Origin of the sequence: Saccharopolyspora thermophila (assembly GCF_014646075.1) — a bacterium.
Lineage (GTDB): Bacteria > Actinomycetota > Actinomycetes > Mycobacteriales > Pseudonocardiaceae > Saccharopolyspora > Saccharopolyspora thermophila.
The window spans coordinates 238,414-256,966 of sequence record NZ_BMMT01000003.1; the positions used below are offsets into that span (position 1 = coordinate 238,414).

19 protein-coding genes are annotated in these 18,553 nt (G+C 71.0%); 10 read left to right on the forward strand and 9 right to left on the reverse strand.

Annotated features, from left to right (window positions below; all coding sequences use genetic code 11):
- Window positions 1-7 precede the first annotated feature (7 nt).
- The 5 genes from allB to IEY17_RS07295 all read right to left on the reverse strand — a co-directional run bounded on the left by allB (window position 8) and on the right by IEY17_RS07295 (window position 6,647).
- Window positions 8-1,363, reverse strand: coding sequence for an allantoinase AllB (gene allB, locus IEY17_RS07275; protein ID WP_188986512.1), 1,356 nt, complete (start codon window positions 1,361-1,363; stop codon window positions 8-10).
- 371 nt (window positions 1,364-1,734) lie between these two features.
- Window positions 1,735-2,856: a glycerate kinase gene (locus IEY17_RS07280; RefSeq protein WP_188986513.1), complete on the reverse strand. Its 1,122-nt coding sequence runs from the start codon at window positions 2,854-2,856 to the stop codon at window positions 1,735-1,737.
- A 133-nt stretch (window positions 2,857-2,989) separates the two neighbouring features.
- Complete coding sequence (gene gcl, locus IEY17_RS07285; protein ID WP_188986514.1) at window positions 2,990-4,693, reverse strand: glyoxylate carboligase; 1,704 nt, start codon at window positions 4,691-4,693, stop codon at window positions 2,990-2,992.
- 218 nt (window positions 4,694-4,911) lie between these two features.
- A complete protein-coding gene (locus tag IEY17_RS07290) occupies window positions 4,912-5,850 on the reverse strand; it encodes a 2-hydroxy-3-oxopropionate reductase (RefSeq protein ID WP_268240310.1) in 939 nt (312 codons plus the stop codon).
- Window positions 5,847-6,647, reverse strand: coding sequence for a hydroxypyruvate isomerase family protein (locus IEY17_RS07295; protein ID WP_188986516.1), 801 nt, complete (start codon window positions 6,645-6,647; stop codon window positions 5,847-5,849). Before IEY17_RS07295 ends, IEY17_RS07290 begins: the two co-directional genes overlap by 4 nt.
- 244 nt (window positions 6,648-6,891) lie before the next feature.
- Here IEY17_RS07295 and IEY17_RS07300 point away from each other — a divergent pair, with 244 nt between their 5' ends.
- The 9 genes from IEY17_RS07300 (at window position 6,892) to IEY17_RS07340 (ending at window position 12,907) form a co-directional block, all read left to right on the forward strand.
- Window positions 6,892-7,146, forward strand: coding sequence for a hypothetical protein (locus tag IEY17_RS07300; protein WP_188986517.1), 255 nt, complete (start codon window positions 6,892-6,894; stop codon window positions 7,144-7,146).
- A 10-nt stretch (window positions 7,147-7,156) separates the two neighbouring features.
- Window positions 7,157-7,519, forward strand: a complete 363-nt coding sequence (locus IEY17_RS07305; protein ID WP_188986518.1) for a helix-turn-helix domain-containing protein — start codon at window positions 7,157-7,159, stop codon at window positions 7,517-7,519.
- Between the two features lie 213 nt (window positions 7,520-7,732).
- The gene (uraD, locus tag IEY17_RS07310) at window positions 7,733-8,239 is read left to right on the forward strand and encodes a 2-oxo-4-hydroxy-4-carboxy-5-ureidoimidazoline decarboxylase (protein ID WP_188986519.1); all 507 of its coding nucleotides are present in this window, start codon (window positions 7,733-7,735) and stop codon (window positions 8,237-8,239) included.
- Window positions 8,236-8,571, forward strand: coding sequence for a hydroxyisourate hydrolase (gene uraH, locus IEY17_RS07315; protein WP_188986520.1), 336 nt, complete (start codon window positions 8,236-8,238; stop codon window positions 8,569-8,571). Before uraD ends, uraH begins: the two co-directional genes overlap by 4 nt.
- Window positions 8,572-8,578: 7 nt before the next feature.
- A complete protein-coding gene (gene pucL, locus IEY17_RS07320) occupies window positions 8,579-9,469 on the forward strand; it encodes a factor-independent urate hydroxylase (protein ID WP_188986521.1) in 891 nt (296 codons plus the stop codon).
- 243 nt (window positions 9,470-9,712) lie between these two features.
- Window positions 9,713-11,122, forward strand: a complete 1,410-nt coding sequence (locus IEY17_RS07325) for a nucleobase:cation symporter-2 family protein (protein WP_188986522.1) — start codon at window positions 9,713-9,715, stop codon at window positions 11,120-11,122.
- Between the two features lie 187 nt (window positions 11,123-11,309).
- Window positions 11,310-11,648, forward strand: coding sequence for a DUF3592 domain-containing protein (locus IEY17_RS07330; RefSeq protein ID WP_422662578.1), 339 nt, complete (start codon window positions 11,310-11,312; stop codon window positions 11,646-11,648).
- 138 nt (window positions 11,649-11,786) lie between these two features.
- Entirely contained in the window at window positions 11,787-11,987 is a 201-nt protein-coding gene (locus IEY17_RS07335; protein ID WP_188986524.1) for a hypothetical protein, read from the forward strand.
- Window positions 11,988-11,995: 8 nt separating this feature from the next.
- A complete protein-coding gene (locus tag IEY17_RS07340; protein ID WP_188986525.1) occupies window positions 11,996-12,907 on the forward strand; it encodes a serine/threonine-protein kinase in 912 nt (303 codons plus the stop codon).
- 11 nt (window positions 12,908-12,918) lie between these two features.
- Here IEY17_RS07340 and IEY17_RS07345 read toward each other — a convergent pair whose 3' ends face one another.
- The 4 genes from IEY17_RS07345 to aceB all read right to left on the reverse strand — a co-directional run bounded on the left by IEY17_RS07345 (window position 12,919) and on the right by aceB (window position 17,514).
- Window positions 12,919-13,245 carry a hypothetical protein gene (locus IEY17_RS07345; protein ID WP_188986526.1) on the reverse strand — a complete coding sequence of 109 codons (327 nt, stop codon included), beginning with the start codon at window positions 13,243-13,245 and terminating at the stop codon, window positions 12,919-12,921.
- Between the two features lie 108 nt (window positions 13,246-13,353).
- A complete protein-coding gene (locus IEY17_RS07350; protein ID WP_188986527.1) occupies window positions 13,354-14,457 on the reverse strand; it encodes an alcohol dehydrogenase catalytic domain-containing protein in 1,104 nt (367 codons plus the stop codon).
- 147 nt (window positions 14,458-14,604) lie between these two features.
- On the reverse strand, window positions 14,605-15,858 hold the full coding sequence (locus tag IEY17_RS07355) for a DUF6986 family protein (RefSeq protein ID WP_188986528.1): 1,254 nt from the start codon (window positions 15,856-15,858) through the stop codon (window positions 14,605-14,607).
- A 63-nt stretch (window positions 15,859-15,921) separates the two neighbouring features.
- Window positions 15,922-17,514 (reverse strand): malate synthase A, encoded by a 1,593-nt coding sequence (gene aceB / locus IEY17_RS07360; protein ID WP_188986529.1) that lies wholly within the window; start codon window positions 17,512-17,514, stop codon window positions 15,922-15,924.
- A 238-nt stretch (window positions 17,515-17,752) separates the two neighbouring features.
- Here aceB and IEY17_RS07365 point away from each other — a divergent pair, with 238 nt between their 5' ends.
- Entirely contained in the window at window positions 17,753-18,532 is a 780-nt protein-coding gene (locus IEY17_RS07365; protein ID WP_188986530.1) for an IclR family transcriptional regulator, read from the forward strand.
- Window positions 18,533-18,553 lie beyond the last annotated feature (21 nt).

The window sequence follows — 18,553 nt, forward strand, 5'->3', positions numbered from 1 at the left end:
CCGTAACCTACGCTTCCTGGCGGATGAGCAGTTGCCCTCGGGGGTCGGTGATGTCCACGCCGTCGCCGGCGATCTGCTGACCGCGCAGCCAGGTCTGCCGCACCACCCCGGCCAGCGGCCGGCCGTGGTACGGCGAGACCGGATTGCGGTGGTGCAGCTTCGCCACGTCCACCACGAAGGCGTCGTCCGGCGCGAACACGCAGAGGTCGGCGTCCTGCCCGACCGCGATGGAGCCCTTGTGGCGCAGCCCGGCCAGTTCCGCCGGTTTGCGTGCCATCCACCGCACCACGTCGGCGAGGCTGTGGCCGCGCAGCCGCGCCTGCGTCCACACCGCGGGCAGGCCGAGCTGGAGGCTGGCCACGCCGCCCCAGGCCACGCCGAAGTCGCCGATGTCGAACCGCTTGAGCTCGGGTGTGCACGGCGAGTGGTCACTGACCACGCAGTCGATGATGCCGTCGGCGAGCCCCTGCCACAGCAGTTCCCGGTTGCGGGCCTCGCGGATCGGCGGGCAGCACTTGAACTGGGTGGCGCCGTCGGGGATCTCCTCGGCGGTGAAGCTCAGGTAGTGCGGGCAGGTCTCGACGGTGACCCGCACCCCGTCGGCCCGCGCGGAGGCGATCAGCGGCAGCGCGTCCGAAGAGGACAGATGCAGGATGTGCACCCGCGCGCCGATGCGCCGGGCCAGTTCGATGACCTGCGCGATGGCGACGTTCTCCGCGCCGCGCGGGCGGGACCGCAGGAAGTCACCGTAGGTCTCGCCGTGTGCCGTGGGGGCGTGCGCGATGGCGTCGGAGTCCTCGGCGTGCACAATCATCAGCGCGTCGTACCCGGCGAGCTCGCGCAGCGCCGCGTCGAGCTCGGTGGGGTTCAGCGGCGGGAACTCATCGACGCCGGAGTGCAGCAGGAAGCACTTGAAGCCGAACACCCCGGCCTCGTGCAGGCCGCGCAGCTCGGCGAGGTTGCCGTGCACCGCGCCACCCCAGAAACCGACGTCCACGTGGACCTTCTCCCGCGCTGTCTGGCGCTTGACCTCCAGCGCAGTGACGTCGATCGTCGGCGGCAGGCTGTTCAGCGGCATGTCCAGGATGGTGGTGATGCCGCCGGCCGCGGCGGCCCGGGTGGCGGTGTCGAAACCCTCCCACTCGGTGCGGCCCGGGTCGTTGACGTGCACGTGGGTGTCGACCAGCCCGGGCAGCAGGACCTCGTCCGCGGCGAGCTCGATGGAGCGGGCGGCGTCGAGCTGGGCGTCCAGCGCCTCGACGGCCGCGATGCGGCCGTCGCGCACCGCGACGCTGCCGGACGTCTCCCCGTTCGGGCCGATGAGCCGTCGTGCGCGGAACACGACGTCGAAGGGCTCGGGCAACGCGGCTACCTCCTCGTCTGAAAACTTCAACAAAGTGTTGAACTCCGCTGCTCGCCGGGTCAAGGCGAGCGGCCCGTTCGACCAGCCGGTCCGGGCGGGCGCCGCGGATCAGCTCGACCGGCCATGCTCGGCCGGCGACCGTCTCGCGCCAGTCGGTGCCGCGCCAGCAGGCTCGCGCCGACCATTCTTTCGTATCGTGAAGTATACTTATCGTTGACTGAAATACTCGGCGATGTCCGACGCCCCGTCAAGAGCCTCCGGGGCGCAATCGATTCAGCGCAGCGTGCCGGACTCGCCACGGCTTCACATCGGCCGCCGTTCGTCCTGCCGCACGTGTTGGACACCGCGGACACGAGACGCGGTTGAGCAGGTCAGAGGTGGTTCTTGGCGAGTTGCTCGGCGACGTCCGCAAGCAGGGTGGCCGCTTCGCGGATGCAGCGCTGCGCGTCCGGTTCGACGTCCGCCAAGGCGTAGACGCCCTCGATGCCCGCCTCGCGGAGGCGTTCCGGCGCCAGCTGGCAGCGGCCCGCCACGGCCACCACCGGGACGCCCTCCGCCGCGGCTCGCGCGGCGACCCCGGCGGGGCCCTTGCCGTGCAGGGTCTGCTCGTCGATCGAGCCCTCGCCGATGACCACCAGACCCGCTCCGGCGAGCAGCCGGTCGAAGCCGATCAGCTCGAGGATCACGTCGACACCGGGCCGCATCCGCGCACCCAGCACCGCCAGCGCCCCGTAGCCGACGCCGCCCGCGGCACCGGCGCCGGGCTGGTCGGCCACGTCGCGTCCGCCCGCCGCCAGCACGGCCCGCGCGAACCGCGCCAGCGCCTCGTCCAGGAACCGCACCTGATCCGGGGTTGCGCCCTTCTGCGGCCCATACACGTGCGCGGCGCCGTTCGGGCCGAGCAACGGATTGTCCACATCGGATGCCAGGATCACGTCGGTCTCCGCCAGCCGGGGATCCAGCCCCGAAAGGTCCACTTCGGCCACCTCGGCGAGTGGTCCACCGCCCGGGGGCAACGGGTTGCCCGCAGCGTCCAGCACCCGTGCCCCCAGGGCGGTGAGCATCCCGGCGCCGCCGTCGGTGCTCGCGCTGCCGCCGACGCCGAGCACCACGGTCCGCGCGCCCGCGTCGAGCGCCGCCCGGATCGCCTCACCGGTGCCCACGCTGGAGGCCGACAGCGGGGCCAGCGCGTCCGGGTCGAGCAGCGCCAGCCCGGAAGCCGAGGCCAGCTCCACCACGGCCGTCTCGCCGTGCAGCGCGATCTCGGTGTCCACCGGCTCGCCGACCGGGCCGGTGACCCGCACCGGCACCGCCGCGTACCCGCTGGCCACCGCGGCGCGCACGGTGCCGTCGCCGCCGTCGGCGACCGGCGCCAGCCTAACCTCCACGTCGGCCCGGACACGACGCAGTCCGGCGGCCACCGCCTCGGCGACCTCCGCCGCGGTGAGCGAGCCCTTGAACTTGTCCGGCGCGATCAGGACTGGACCAGGCACAGCGAACTCCCGAGATCATCAGGGTGGTGTCCTCCGCCGGGACGCCCGGCACGAACCCGGCGGAGGACACCAATGGGTCATCGGGTATTCCACCCGACCACCCCGTCCAGGGGAAGTGCGATCCCACCACACGTCATGCGTTCGGCACCGGCTCCGGTTCGATCATGGCGTCGATGCGGATGCCGCGGGCCGTGGTGGCCTCGCGCTCGATCATCACCTCGACCAGGACCGGGCGACTGGTGGCGACGGCCTCCTTGCGCGCCCACTCGATGGTCTCGGCGAGCTCGCCCGGCTCGAAGACGCGGCGGCCGGAGCAGCCGTACGCCTCCATGATCCTGACGTTGTCCGTGCCGTGCTCGTCGTAGTGGATGTCCACCTCGGTCTTCATGCCGAACGCGTCGCCCTCGGCCTGCCGGATCAGGCCCAGGTACTCGTTGTTCAGCATGATGATGACGAACGGGATGTCGTACTGGGCGGCGACCGCCAGCTCCTCCACCAGGAACTGGAACGAGTAGTCGCCGACCACCGCGACCACCTCGGCGTCCGGCCTGGCGGACTTGACGCCGATCGCGGCCGGGATCTCCCAGCCGAGCGGCCCGGCCTGGCCGCACACCTGGTAGTGCCGCGGCAGGTGCGCGGTCTGGAACTGGCCACCCCAGATCTGGTACAGGCCGATCGCGGTGACGAAGTAGGTCTCCGGCGGGAAGATCTGGTTGATCTCCCGGTACACCCGCGGCGCCTTGATCGGCACGGTGTCGTAGTCGTCCGGCCTGGTCAGGGTCTGCTTGAGGACACCGACCCGGGCCACCCACGAGGAGAAGTCCGGCCTCGCGCCCCGCTCGCGGGCGGCCGCCAGCAGCGCGTCCAGGAACAGCCGGGTGTCGGAGACGATGCCGAGGTCGGGCCCGAACACCTTGCCGATCTGGGTGGGTTCGATGTCGACGTGGATGAACCTGCGCTGCCCCCGGTAGACGTCCAGCGCACCGGTGTGCCGGTCGCCGAAGCGGGCACCGAGCGCCAGCACCAGGTCGGCTTCCAGGAACGACTGGTTACCGTAGCGCTGGCTGGTCTGGATGCCGGTCATGCCGGCGAACAGCTCGTGGTCCTCCGGGAAGGAGCCCTTGCCCATCAGCGTGGTCTGCACCGGGATGCCGAGCAGTTCGGCCAGTTCGCGCAGCTGTTCGTGGGCGTCGCCGAGGATGACACCGCCGCCGGCCAGGATCAGCGGGCGCTCGGCTTCCAGCAGCATGTCCAGCGCCCGCTCGACCCGCGGCTGGTGCGGCTCGACGCGCGGCACCGGCAGCGGCGCGTCCAGCCCGGGGTCCCACTCGATTTTCTGCATCTGCACGTCCAGCGGCAGGTCGATCAGAACGGGGCCGGGGCGGCCGGAGCGGGCGATGCGGAACGCCTCGCGGAAGATCCACGGCGCCTGCGCGGCCTCCCTGACCTGCACGGCCCACTTGGTGACCGGCCTGGCGATGTCGACGATGTCGACGGCCTGGAACGCCTCCTGGTGCAGCTTGGTGGACACCGCCTGGCCGGTGATGCACAGGATCGGGATCGAGTCGGCCTGGGCGGTGTAGAGGCCGGTGATCATGTTGGTGCCCGCGGGGCCGGAGGTGCCGATGGCGACGCCGACCTTGCCGGTGGTGCGGGCCCAGCCGTCGGCCATGTGGGTGGCGCCCTCTTCGTGGCGCACGATCAGGTGTTTGATGCCGCTGTGCTCCATGGCCGCGTACAGCGGCAGGATCGCCGCACCGGGGCAGCCGAAGGTGATGTCGACGCCCTCGGACTTCAGCACGTCGACGACCGCCTGCATGACGGGGACTTCGGGCATGGTGTAAGACTTCCTCTCGGGTGCGCGCCGCGGCGCGCACCGTGTTGGGAGCGGGTCGGTGGTCGAGTTGCTTGGCGGCGCTGGACCGCCGACCCGTGACCGTTGTACTGCTTCGCGGGGTTTCCGCGTTGGGGATCAGGTGGTGCTGCGTGGTCGCCGCAGGAGACGAGGGACCCGCACGCAGCACCACCCGGCCGGGACGAGTTCGAGGACACCCCTCAGTCGCGACCGTTGAGCTGGGTGATCTGCCTGAGCAGGCCCGAGTGGTCGAGCTTGCCGTCGCCCTGCGCGACGGCGGCGGCGACGAGCTGGCTCACCAGCGCGCCGAGTGGGATCGTCAGGCCCGCCTCGCGTGCCGCGGACTGCACGATGCCCATGTCCTTGTGGTGCAGTTCGAGCCGGAAGCCGGGGGCGAACTCGCGGTTGCGCATCTTGTCGCCCTTGGCGTCGAGCACGGCACTGCCCGCGAGCCCGCCGCCGAGGACCTTCAGGCCCGCCTCGGTGTCCACGCCGTGCGCCTCCAGGAACACCAGCGCCTCGGCGAGCAGGCCGATGTGGCCGGCGACCATGAGCTGGTTGGCGGCCTTCACGGTCTGTCCGGCCCCGGACGGTCCAACGTGGACGATCGTGGAGCCGACGGCCTCCAGCACCCCGCGGGCCGCGGCGAAGGCGTCCGCCTCGCCGCCGACCATGATCGACAGGGTGCCGTCGATGGCCTTGGGCTCACCGCCGCTGACCGGCGCGTCGAGAGCCTTGACGCCCTTCTCGGCGCCGGCTTCGGCGACGCGGCGCGACACGTCGGGGCGGATGGTGCTGCAGTCGATGAGCAGCGTGCCCGGCTCGGCGTTGGCCAGCACGCCGTCCTCGCCGAGCACGACGGCTTCGACGTCCGGCGAGTCGGGCAGCATGGTGACCACAACCTCGGCGCCGCGGACGGCCTCCGCCACACTCGAGGCGGCCTTGCCGCCGTCGGCGACCAGCTTGTCGACCTTGGCCCGGCTGCGGTTGTAACCGGTGACCTCGTGGCCGGCCTTGACCAGGTTGGCGGCCATCGGGCCGCCCATGATGCCCAGCCCGATGAATCCGACCTTGCTCATTGGCACTCCTCCATGTCGTGTGGTCGCGCGCTCTCCCGCACGGCGGCACGACCGCGTCAGCGCTTGATCCAGTGGAAGCTGTCGGCGCTGGCCCCGCTCGGCTTGTACTCCAGGCCGATGTTGCCGGCGTAGCCCGCCGCGTCGAGCTTGTCGAAGTAGCGCTCGAAGTCGATCTCGCCGGTGCCTGGCTCGTTGCGGCCCGGGGCGTCAGCGATCTGCACGTGCCCGATGGCGCCGGCGTGCCGGTCCAGGACCGCGTCCGGGTCATCGCCGTTGACCACCAGGTGATAGATGTCGAACAGCAGGCGCAGGTTGTCCACGCCGCCCTCGGCGTGCACCCGGTCAATCACCGCGAGCGCGTCGGCCGCCGTCTTCAGCGGGTACGCGGGCATGCCGCTGACCGGCTCGATCAGCACCACCCCGTCGATGCGGGACACCGCCGTGGCGGCCCGAATGAGGCTTTCGGTGGCGACCTGGTCCTGCGCGGCCGGGTCGACGCCGTCGGTCCGGTTGCCGTACAGGGCGTTGAAGGCCCGGCAGCCGAGCCGTTCGCCGATGCCGACGACGACGTCGACGTTGTCGGCGAACTCCCCGGCCCGGTCGGGGTCAGACAGCACGCCGCGGTCCCCGGCGGGCATGTCACCGGCGAAGAAGTTCAGCCCCACCAGGGAAACCCCGGCGTCGGTGATGGCCCGCACGAACCGGTCCACGTCGCGGTCGGACGGCACGGCGACCGGGAACGGCCACCAGAACTCGACCTTGTCGAAGCCGGCGGCCTTGGCGGCGGCGGGCCGCTCCAGCACGTCGAGCTCGGTGAACAGGATCGAGAGATTGACGTCGTAGCGGTTGGGATCCATCAGCACCCCCCGGTTCGGGGATCTGCGGCGCGACGACGTCCGCGCCACATCCCTCGCTTATTTCATAATATGGAAGTCTTATTTCGTACAACGGTAGATTAACCGCGTTTCGTCCGGCGGTCAACGCCACCGTCGGAGTTACCGGCCGGTCACCGCGACGCCACCACCAGCGCGGACGCCGCCGGCCTGCACACACCGGACCGCAACGGCAGCGCAGCGGATACCGTGCGAGCAGGAGGTCACCATGATCTTGCGAGCAGAGTTCACCACCGAACCCTTCGAGGGCGAAGGCGAGCCACCCGCGCACGCCACGGCCGCCCGGGACCGCCTCCGCGCCGCGGGCCTCGAACCCGACTTCGGCCCGCTGGGCACCTCGGTCACCGCCGAACGCGAGGTGCTCCTGCCCGCACTCGCCGCGGTGCTCGACACGGTGCTGGACACCGGGGCGCACCGGATCACCCTGCAGGTGACGGTCGGCCCCACTGAGGACGAGGTCTAGGCTGGTCAGCGTGCATCCGCTCGGCCACGCGATCGCCCCACTGCTGGAGCGCGTCGGCGGCACCGCCGTGCCCGCCGACGAGCGCGAACCGGGGGACATCGTCCTGTACTGGGAGGGCGTCCCGGCGGTCGCCGTGCGCCTGCCCGGCGAGGAGCTGACCAGCGCGCTCGACCGGATGATCCGGACCGTCGAGGACGAGCTGGGCGGACGCCTGCCGGACCTGCCGCGCGCGGACAAGCAGCGCGCGGTCCGGCTGCTCGAGGAGCGCGGCGCGTTCACCCTCCGCAAGTCGGTCGAGACGGTGGCCAAGGCCCTCGGCGTCAGCCGCTTCACGGTCTACAACTACCTCAACCGCGAGCAGTCCCGCGGCTGACGAACTCCCCCGATTGGGCTACTCGCACACCTCCTCACCAGGATTTTTCAACAAAATGTTGACACCTGGCGGAGCGCGGTCGTAACTTGTGCCGCACCAAACGCCGACCAGCCGCCGCGGCCGCACCGGGCCTGCTCGGACCTGGCGTCCACCGCCCGCCCCTCATCCCGGAAAAACCACCTCGGGGCCGCGCGCATCCTGTGGGGATCTGCGATGTCACACACCGAACCGGACCGGCTCAACGGCCTCCCCCGCGCCGACCTCGTCCGCGAACTGCTCGCCTGCCTCGACGTCCCGCGCTGGGCCGAGGAGATCGCCGACCAGCGGCCCTTCCCCGACGTCGCGGCGATCTACGCGGCCGCGGACACCGCCGCGCCGGAGCTGACCGCTGAGGAGATCCACCGGGCCCTCGCCGCGCACCCCCGCATCGGGGAACGCGCGCAGGGCACGGACACCTCGGCCGAGTGGTCGCGCAGCGAGCAGTCCGGCGTCGATGCCACCGACGCGGACCTCACCCGGCGGCTGCGCGAGGGCAACGACGCCTACGAACGCCGGTTCGGGCACGTCTACCTGGTGTGCGCCAGCGGCCGCAGCGGCGCCGAACTGCTGGAGATCCTGCACTCCCGGCTGGACAACGACCCGGAGACCGAGCTGCGGATCGTCGCCGACGAACTCCGCACGATCGCACGTCTGAGATTGGCAAGGGTGATCGAAGGATGAGTGCCGTCACCACACACGTGCTCGACGCCGCGCGGGGCAGGCCCGCCAGCGGCGTCGCGATCCGGCTGGAAGCCGCCGTGGCCGGCTCCTGGGAGAAGGTGGCCGAGGGGCACACCGACGACGACGGCCGGATCCGCGACCTGGGGCCGGACCAGCTGGACGTCGGCGACTACCGGCTGACCTTCGACACCGGCGCCTACTTCGACGCCCAGGGCGTCGCCACGTTCTACCCGCAGGTCCAGATCACCTTCCGGATCACCGATCCGGCGCAGCACTACCACGTCCCGCTGCTGCTCAGCCCGTTCGCCTATTCCACTTACCGAGGGAGCTGATCACCCCATGGGCATCGTCATGGGCCCCAACCAGTACGGCAAGGCCGAGGTCCGCATCGTCTCGGTGAACCGGGACACCCCGCGCCACACGATCAAGGACCTCACCGTCAGCACCTCGCTGCGCGGCGACCTCGACGCGGTACACCTCGCCGGCGACAACAGCAAGTGCCTGCCGACCGACACCCAGAAGAACACGATCTACGCCTTCGCCAAGGAGGCGCCGATCGGCGAGATCGAGTCCTTCGCCCTGCGGCTGGGCCGCCACTTCGTCAGCACGGCGGAGGGCATCAGCGGCGCCCGCATCCTCATCGACGAGTACAGCTGGGAACGGATCCCGGTCGGCGGCACCGGCCACGACCACTCCTTCGTCCGCGGCACCGACGAGAAGCGCACCACGGCGGTCACCATCGACGGCGACAAGGAGTACGTGGTGTCCGGGCTCAGGGACCTGGTGGTGCTCAAGTCCACCGGTTCGGAGTTCTGGGGTTATCCGAAGGACAAGTACACCACGCTGGCCGAGACCCGCGATCGGATCCTGGCCACCGCGGTGACCGCCCGCTGGCGCTACCTGCACACCGACGTGGACTGGGCCAAGAGCTTCGAGTCGATCCGCGCCACCATGCTGGAAGCGTTCGCCACCACGCACAGCCTGGCCCTGCAGCAGAGCCTGTACGAGATGGGCAAGGCGGCGCTGGAAAAGCACCCGGAGGTCGCCGAGGTGCGGCTGTCGCTGCCGAACAAGCACCACTTCGTGGTGGACCTCAGCTTCTGCGGCCTGGACAACGACAACGAGGTGTTCTACGCCGCGGACCGGCCGTACGGCCTGATCGAGGGCGTCGTCACCCGCGACGACGTCGAGGAGGCCCCGCGTGCCTGGTACAGCCTGCCCGAGTTCTAGTCGTTCCGTGTGGCGGTGCGAGCCGTGTGGGTCTGCTGGGCGAGACCCGAAGGATCACCGCTGATCCGCCTTCTGGGGGCCACCGGGGGAATCCTGGTGGCCCCCTGCTGCTGTCCGACTCGGGTACGTCCCGAGGAGCTTTCGATCCACTGTGGATCTGACGTTGATTTGCCAGCAACACCAGAAGAACCCGGCGTTGATGTCGACCTGAACTAACCGAACCCAGCGGCTCAGGAGTCCCCCATGGCCCTCTTCAAGGCCCGCCGCAACCGCGGCACCCGCAGCGGAAGACCCGACAGCGTGCACCCGGTGGACGAAGTGCTGCCACCGACCCGGATGCTCGCCTTCGGCGTCCAGCACGTCGCCGCGATGTACGCCGGTGTGGTGGCACCGCCCCTGATCGTCGGCGAGGCGATGGGTCTGCCGCCGGTGCAGCTGACCCTCCTGATCGGGGCGAGCCTGTTCACCGCGGGCCTGGCCACCGTGCTCCAGTCGCTCGGGGTGTGGAAGATCGGCGCGCGGCTGCCGTTCGTCAACGGCGTCACGTTCGGTTCCGTCGCCCCCATCCTGGCCATCGTCGCGCAGCAGGGCCAGCACAACGCGCTGTCTGTCGTCTACGGTTCGGTGCTGATCGCCGGGGTGCTGGCGTTCGTGGCGGCGCCGTACTTCTCCCGGCTGGTGCGGTTCTTTCCGCCCGTCGTCAACGGCACCGTCATCACGCTCATCGGCCTGTCGCTGATGCCGGTGGGCATCAGGTGGGTCGCCGGGCCGAACCCGGAGGCGCCGGACCACGCCGCGCCGGAGAAGATCGCGATCGGCGCGCTGACGTTCGTGCTGGTGCTGCTGTTCAACCGGTTCCTCACGGGGTTCTGGAACCGCGTCGCGCTGCTCATCGGCCTCGTCGTGGGGACCCTGGTCGCGTGGCCGGTGGGGTTGATCGACACCACGACCTTCGAGTCGGCGCCGGTGTTCAACCTGCCCACGCCGTTCGAGCTGGGCGCGCCGGTGTTCGACCTGACCGCGACGCTCTCCCTCTGCATCGTGATGCTGGTGGCGATGATGGAGAGCACGGCCGACATGATCGCGCTCGGCGAGATCGTCGACCGGCCGGCGGACGAGAAGACCATCGCGGCCGGGCTGCGCGCGGACGGCGCCGGGAGCGCCCTCAGCGCCGTGTTCGGCGGGTTCACCTGCAGCGCGTTCGCGCAGAACATCGGCCTGGTGGCGCTGACCCGGGTGCGCAGCCGCCACGTGGTGGCCACCGCCGGCGGCGTGCTGGTGCTGCTCGGGCTGTTCCCGGTGGTCGGGGCGGTCGTGTCGCTGGTGCCGCAGCCGGTGCTGGGCGGGGCCGCACTGGTGCTGTTCGGTTCGGTGGCCACCAGCGGCATCCGCACGCTCGGCAGGGCCGACCTGGGCGACCCGTTTCACTCGCTGATCGTGGCGGGGGCGCTGGGCATCGGCATGATCCCGGTCGTCGCACCGCACTTCTACGAGCACTTCCCGGCCGCGCTGCGCACGGTCCTTGACTCGGGCATCAGCACCGGCTGCATCGCCGCCCTGCTGCTGAACCTGCTGTTCACCGCGATGCGCGGGCAGCGCTCCGAGCCGACCCCGGCGGTGGGCGGCGACACGGTGGCTCCGACGAATCCGTGACCGAGCAGGGAGGTGAAGCGCTTGGCGAGCACAAAGATCGTGGCTGCCGGACCAGGGCTTGAGGTATATCAGCACCATACCCGTCGAACAGTGGACATCGGCCGTCGTCCCGGCCGTCGTGGGGATTGTCCTCATCGGCTCTGGCGTCTGGCGGTGGCATGCGCAGCGCCGGTTCGACCGCGTCGCCGTGCGCACGAACGCCCGGTATGTCCGCGACTACCACTCCGGCGCGCACTCGAGCCTTTCACATGACTCCCCTCTCCGGTATGCCTCCGTTCCGGAGCTGACGTTCCGCACCGCCGACGGCCGCGAGGTCACCACCATCGTCGTCGACTCCGCGCGCTCCGGTCCGCGCCCGCACCTGCACGGCACGGACGTCCCGATCCGGTACGACCCGGCGAACCCGGAGCGCGTCGTGCTGGAGTCCGACCACACCGCCCCGCAGCTACGCTGGCCGCTGCTGACCGGTGCCGGCGGGGTGCTGGCACTGGTCGTCGCCGGCGTGATCGTTTTCTGGCTTGGTTGAGAGGAGATCCGCTCGCCCGCCGCCGCGCTGCCGCAAAACTTCCTCGACCGCGCGTCCGGATCCAGGAACAATGATCAGTGACGCGGGGCGACCGGCTCCCGCGAACACCAGCACCGAGCGACAGGGGAGCATGGGCCGATGGACCTTTCGAAGCTGTTCAGGATGGTCTCCCCGGCGAAGCACCACTCGTACGGGCACGACAGCAGCCACCGCCACCACCGCTGGCACTCCTCCAGCAGCGGGCACCGGCGCCGCTACTCCAGCAGCAGCGGCCACCGCCGCCGGTACCGCTCACGCAGCAGCAGCGGTGGTTACTACCGCCGCCGCAGCCACAGCTGACCGCACCGGTGCTGATCGACTCGTTGAGCTCGTACTACTACGGCGAGCCGGACCAGGACTGGGGCGAACCGGGTCCGCTCCTGGCATCCGGCGAGGTGCTGGCCCCCGGGTACCGGGTCGTCGCGCACCTGCGCCGCGGTAGTCGGCTCGACGTCTACGACGTGTGGAGCGAGGAGCGGTCCTGCCGCTGCATCGCCAAGACCGTCCGCCCGGAGCGGGCCGAGGACGCCCGCGCGGTGGGGTGGCTGCGCAACGAGGGCGTGCTGCTCACCCAGTTCACGCACCCGCACCTGGTGCGCGGCTACGAGATCGTGCAGACCGAGCCGCCGCGGCGCCCTGCCGTCATCACCGAGACGCTGCCCGGGCGCACGTTGAGCTACCTGATCGAGCAGCTCGGTCGGCTGCGCCCGATCGACACCGCCGTGCTGGGCATCCAGCTGTGCTCGGTGCTCGGCTACCTGCACCGCCGCGGCTGGGTGCACCTGGACGTCAAACCGTCCAATGTGGTCGAGATCGGCGGCCGGGCGGTGTTGCTGGACCTGAGCCTGGCCTGCCGGATCGGCGAACGCAGTTCGGCCGGCACCTTCGACTACCTGTCCCCGGAGCAGGCCGAGGGTGGCGTGATGACCCCGGCGGCGGACGTCTGGGGGCTCGGGATCACCTTGTACGAAGCCCTTTCCGGCACCACGCCGTGGGCGCACGTCTCGCACCGCGAGCGCACCAGCAACGGCGGCCGCTACTACCCGCAGCGCACCAGCGTCGCGGCTCCGCTGCGCACGCACCGGCGGCTGCCCGCCGCGCTGTCGCGCACGGTCGACGCCTGCCTGGAACCGGACCCGACGTCGCGGCCGACGATCCAGGAGGTGGCCGAGCGGCTGATCAGCTGGTCCGGTATCGACCCGATCACCGCCGGCACCTGAGCAGCGGCCGGTCAGCGCCGGCGGCGGAAGGCCAGCGCGACGGCGACCGCGATCACGGCGACCGCGAGCTGACCGCCCCAGACGATCCGGTTGACGCTGACCGCCGGGTGCCAGGCCACCTTCCCGTCGGCGGACACCGAGAACGCCCCGACCGGCCGGGACACCACCCCGACGCCGCGCCCGTCGTCCCGCCCGCGGCGACCGCCGCCGACGCGGATGCTGGCGACCGGCAGCAGCGTGGTGTCGCCCTGCCGCACGGGCTCCCCGAAGACCTGGTGCTCCCGCACCTGCTCGGCGAGCCTGTCCAGGATGTCCGCGTGGTCCGACTTCTCCGTCATGAAGCTTCCCCTCGTCTCGCCCGGAACTCCGACCGACGGTAGCCGCTGCCGCGGACCCGCGCCGCGCGATCGGCTTGTTGCCTGTCGAAGTCGGACCACGCGGCGTGCTCAGAACCGGATGACCTGACGCATGGCGCGCCCGGCGGACAGCTCGTCCATGGCGTGGTTGATGTCGTCGAGGTCGATCGTGCCCGAGACGAGCTGGTCCACCGGCAGCTTCCCGGCCCGCCACAGGTCCGCGTACTGCGGGATGTCCTGGGCGGGCAGCCCGGACCCGAGGAACGAGCCGATGATCGTGCGGGTCTCGCTGACCAGCGCCAGCGGCGAGATGCTGCTGCGCGCCTCCGGCGACGCCAGGCCCACCGACACCGTCCGCCCGCCGGGTGCGGTCACCTCCACCGCGGTCTCGAAGGCCCGCGCGTTGCCGCTGGCCTCGACGACCACCGCGGTCCGGTGCCCGGACTCCACCGCCTCCTCGGGGCTCAACGCCCTGGTCGCGCCGAGTTCGAGGCCGCGGGCCCGCTTGTCCGGCAGCGGGTCGACCACCGTCACACTGCCCGCCCCCAAGGCGATCGCCACGAGCACCGCCGCCATGCCGACCCCGCCGACGCCGACGACCGTGACGTCCTCGCCCGGTTCCAGCCGGGCCGCGTTCTTCACCGCGCCACCGCCGGTGAGCACCGCGCATCCGAGCAGCGCGCCGACGTCCGGGGGCACGTCGTCGGCGATCGGCACCACCGAGTGCCGGTCCACCACGGCGTGGGTGGCGAAACCGGAGACGCCGCAGTGGTGGTGCACCTGCTCGCCGTTCCAGCTCAACCGCCGGGCACCGGACAGCAGCGTGCCCGCGCCGTTGGCCTCCCACCCCGGCGTGCACAGGACCCGGCCGCCGGCCCGACACGCGTCGCACTCCTCGCAGCGGGGCACGAAGTAGAGCACCACCCGCTGGCCCTCGGCCAGGTCGGTGACGCCGGGCCCGGTCCGCACCACCCGACCGCACGCCTCGTGGCCCAGCAGCATCGGCACCGGGCGCACCCGGTTTCCGTCCACAACGGACAGATCAGAGTGACAGACCCCGGCGGCCTCCAGCTGGACCAGCAGCTCACCGGAGCCGGGCTCGTCGAGGTCGAGTTCGGTGACCGCGATCGGCTGGGTCTGCTGCCACGGCCCGGGCCGCCCGCACTCCTGCAACACCGCGCCCCTGATCTTCATCCACCACGCTCCTTCGCCAGGTGTTCCCTGCACATCTGTGCACGTCGAACGCCAACTTTCAAGAGGCGCGAACGCGGATTACGACGAGAGGCAGGGCACCTCCCACCAGTCGGTCGGAGGTGCCCCGCACTCGACACCCGATGGCGTCTACAGGCGCCCGAGCTTGCGGATCTCCGCCTCGCTCAGGCCGGTCAGCTGCTGGACCTCCTCGGCGTCCGTGGCGCCGCTGTCCAGCGCCCGCACGAACGACACCGCCAGCGCCCGCGCGGTCGCCGGTTCGTCCAGCACCGCCCCGCCGCTGGCCGACACGTACGCCGACAGCCGCGCCGCCTCCGCGGGGGCGGACTCGCGGAAGGCCGCGAACACCGCCGCGTACCGCGTCACCAGCTGCGCCGGGTGCAGGTCCCAGCCCTGGTAGAAGCCGTGCTCAAGCGAGCGGCGGACGAGCTCGTAGTGCGTCCGCCAACCGTGGTGGACCTGGTCTGCGACCGGCAGTACGTTCGTCGACCCGTCCGAGAGGAACACCCCGGTCCCGGCCGCCGACACCTGCATCGCGTGCCGCGCGAAGTCGCAGGCGCGGTGCGCGAGGTGCTGGTGCGCCGCGGTCAACCCGCAGCTGGCGGTGTAGTCGTAGGTGCCGAAGTGCAGCCCGCTGACCCGGCCGCCGCCCGCCTGCAGGAACCGGGGCAGCGCGAAGCGCCCCTGGGAGTCCACGATGGACTGCGTGGTCTCCACCTGGATCTCGAAGCGCAGCGCCTTCTCCGGGATGCCCAGCTGGTGCTCGAACAGCTCCAGCAGCTCGACGAACACCTCCACCTGCGCCGCGTCGACCACCTTCGGGAAGGTCAGCACGAACCCGGCGGGCAGGCTGCCCCACTGCTGCAGCAGGGCGGTGAGGAACACGTCCAGCGTGCGCACCGAGCGGGCCCGCAGCTCGGGCGTGTCGAACGACTTCACCCGCAGGCCGAGGTTCGCCGGTTCCGCGCCGTCGCGCAGCCAGTCGGCGACCACCCCGGCGGTGCGCTCGGCGTCGGCGTCCTCCACGTCGTCATCGGGGCGGCCGTAGCCGTCCTCGAAGTCGATGCGCAGGTCCTCGACCGGGTCGTCCTGCAGCTTCGCCCGCACCCGCGGGTGCACCGCGCGGGCGATCTCCGGGTCCATCCCGACGATCCCGGCGAGGTCCTCGGGACGCGCCGCGTCCCGGTCGAGCGCGGCCAGCGCCTCCTGACCCCACTGCCCCACCGTCGCCACGTCCACCTTGTTCGCCGGGACGTAGCAGGTGTGCACGGGTTGCCGGGCCGCGCTCGCCCCCGGATAGGTGCGGGCCATCTGCTCGTCCACGGCGGACAGCCGGGCGAGCCGTTGCGCGATGTCGGCGGATTCCAGCGAGGTTCTGGCCACGTGCGCTCCCTTCAACGGTTCCGGCGGGGCCCTCCGGACGTGCCGGAGGGCCCCGCGGATCGGTCAGTCGATCTGCTCGTAGGCAGGCAGCGTCAGGAAGTCGACGAACTCGTCGGCCACCGCCACCTGCTCGAACAGCTCGATCGCCCGGCCCAGGTTGTCGACCGGGAAACCCTCCTCGGCGCGCAGCTGCTTCTCGGTGTCGGCGAGGACCTCGCGGACCAGGTCATGGGTGACCCGCTCCCCGCCGGCCAGCACGACGTCGTTGTGCAGCCACTGCCAGATCTGCGACCGGGAGATCTCGGCGGTCGCGGCGTCCTCCATGAGGTTGTGGATCGCCGCGGCGCCGTTGCCGCCCAGCCACGAGACGATGTAGCGGACCCCGACGTCGACCGCGGCGCGCAGGCCCTCGATGGTCTTCTCCCCGGGGGTGTCGGCGACCGCCAGTAGCTGGTCGGCGGTCACCTGCACGTCGTCGCGGGTGCGGTCGATCTGGTTGGGCTTGTCGCCCAGCACCGCGTCGAACTCCTCGTAGCAGACCGGCACCAGACCGGGGTGGGCGACCCAGGAGCCGTCGAAGCCGTCGCCGGCCTCGCGCTTCTTGTCGTCGTGGACCTTGGCCATCGCCTTGTCGTTGGTGGCCGGATCCTTGGTGGGGATGAACGCGGCCATGCCGCCGATGGCGAACGCGCCGCGCTTGTGGCAGGTGCGCACCAACAGTTCGGTGTAGGCGCGCATGAACGGCGCGGTCATGGTGACCGAGTTGCGGTCCGGCAGGATGTACTTGTCGGAGTCACGGAAGGTCTTGATGACGCTGAACAGGTAGTCCCAGCGGCCGGCGTTGAGGCCCGCGGAGTGGTCGCGCAGCTCGTAGAGGATCTCCTCCATCTCGAACGCGGCCGGGAAGGTCTCGATGAGCACCGTGGCGCGGATGGTGCCGTGCGGGATGCCGAGCTCCTTCTGGGCGTGGGTGAACACGTCGTTCCACAGCCGCGCCTCGAGGTGGCTCTCCATCTTGGGCAGGTAGAAGTACGGCCCGCTGCCGCGGCTGATGAGCTCCTGGGCGTTGTGGAAGAAGTACAGGCCGAAGTCGACGAGGGCGGCCACCACGGGCTTGCCGTCGACCAGGATGTGCTTCTCGTCGAAATGCCAGCCGCGGGGCCGCACCAGCGGGACGGCGTGCCGGACGTCGTCGCGCAGCTTGTAGTGCTTGCCCTCCGGGCTGGTGTACTCGATCTGCTTGCGCACCAGGTCGTAGAGGTTGACCTGGCCGGAGACGACGTTGTTCCAGTGCGGGGTGTTGGCGTCCTCCAGGTCGGCCAGCCAGATCCGGGCCCCGGAGTTCAGCGCGTTGATCGCCATCTTCCGGTCGGTCGGGCCGGTGATCTCCACGCGGCGGTCGGCGATGTCGGCGGGTGGTTCGGCCACCTTCCAGTCGCCCTCACGGATGTGCCGGGTCTCCTCGAGGAAGTCCAGGCGGCCCTTGCGGGCGGCTTCCTCACGGCGCTGCCTGCGGCGCTCGAGCAGTTCGTCGCGCCGGGCCCCGAAGGCCCGCTGCAGGCCGGCGACGAACGCCAGCGCCTCCGCGGTGAGGATCTCGTCCCCGCGCTCGACCGGTCCGCCGAGCACCTGCACGCCGGGTGCGGATTCGGACATGAGGGTCCACCTCTTTCTGCTGCCGGGTTCCAGACGGTGGCTGATGGCTCACCTTGCCGCGTGGCGGGCACTCGCGCACCCGCGGTGCGCGGCGGCCGCCCCGCTAGCGGTACGTCCGTTATGTTTTTCTGCATCGTGGATGTTAGTTTCCATATAGCGTTCGAAGCAACATGAGCTGGCGCACCTGCCACGGACTAGACTGCGCCTGGAGCGAGCTAGGTACGAGGGAGTTCTTGCGATGACCACTGGCCCGCAACGGGCGAAGCAGGGCGGAGGGGTGCAGTCGGTCGAGCGCACCTTCGAACTGCTGGGGCTCATGGCCGACGCGGGGGGCGAAGTCGCCCTCTCCGAGCTCGCCGAGAAGTCCGGGTTGCCGCTGCCGACGATCCACCGGATCATGCGCACCCTGGTGGGCAGCGGATACGTCCGGCAACAGCCGTCCCGCCGGTACTCGCTCGGCCCCCGCCTGATCCGGCTCGGCGAGACCGCCAGCCGGGCGCTGGGCGCCTGGGCCCGCCCGTACCTGGCCGAGCTCACCGAAGCGACCGGCGAGACCTCCAACATGGCGATCCTGGACGGCACCCAGATCGTCTACGTCGCGCAGGTCCCCTCGCAGCACTCGATGCGGATGTTCACCGAGGTGGGCCGCCGGGTCGACGCGCACGCCACGGCGGTCGGCAAGGCCGTGATGGCCACGATGCCGCCCGACGCGGTGACCCAGATGCTGTCCCGCACCACGATGCACGCGCAGACCGAGCGCACCATCACCACGATCGAGGCGATGCACGAGGAACTGGCCCGCATCCGCCAGCAGGGCTACGCGCTCGACGACGGGGAGCAGGAGGTCGGCGTCCGCTGCTACGCGGTGGCCGTCCCCGGCGCACCAGCGGGCACGGCGATCTCCATCAGCGGCCCGGAGGGCCGCATGGCGCGCATCTCGACGGACGAGGTCATCCCCCTGATGCAGCGCCTCGCCCGCGACCTCGCCGCGGAAATCACGGTCAGCAACACCGCCTGACCCAGGGCGGACACCGCGGAC

Coding starts and splice junctions, on each gene's coding strand:
- gcl (WP_188986514.1), bottom strand. CDS start 4,693: ATGCCCGAAGTCCCCGTCATGCAGGCGGTCGTCGACGTGCTGAAGTCC.
- IEY17_RS07295 (WP_188986516.1), bottom strand. CDS start 6,647: ATGGATCCCAACCGCTACGACGTCAATCTCTCGATCCTGTTCACCGAG.
- IEY17_RS07300 (WP_188986517.1), top strand. CDS start 6,892: ATGATCTTGCGAGCAGAGTTCACCACCGAACCCTTCGAGGGCGAAGGC.
- uraD (WP_188986519.1), top strand. CDS start 7,733: ATGTCACACACCGAACCGGACCGGCTCAACGGCCTCCCCCGCGCCGAC.
- uraH (WP_188986520.1), top strand. CDS start 8,236: ATGAGTGCCGTCACCACACACGTGCTCGACGCCGCGCGGGGCAGGCCC.
- pucL (WP_188986521.1), top strand. CDS start 8,579: ATGGGCATCGTCATGGGCCCCAACCAGTACGGCAAGGCCGAGGTCCGC.
- IEY17_RS07325 (WP_188986522.1), top strand. CDS start 9,713: ATGGCCCTCTTCAAGGCCCGCCGCAACCGCGGCACCCGCAGCGGAAGA.
- IEY17_RS07335 (WP_188986524.1), top strand. CDS start 11,787: ATGGACCTTTCGAAGCTGTTCAGGATGGTCTCCCCGGCGAAGCACCAC.
- IEY17_RS07345 (WP_188986526.1), bottom strand. CDS start 13,245: ATGACGGAGAAGTCGGACCACGCGGACATCCTGGACAGGCTCGCCGAG.
- IEY17_RS07350 (WP_188986527.1), bottom strand. CDS start 14,457: ATGAAGATCAGGGGCGCGGTGTTGCAGGAGTGCGGGCGGCCCGGGCCG.
- aceB (WP_188986529.1), bottom strand. CDS start 17,514: ATGTCCGAATCCGCACCCGGCGTGCAGGTGCTCGGCGGACCGGTCGAG.
- IEY17_RS07365 (WP_188986530.1), top strand. CDS start 17,753: ATGACCACTGGCCCGCAACGGGCGAAGCAGGGCGGAGGGGTGCAGTCG.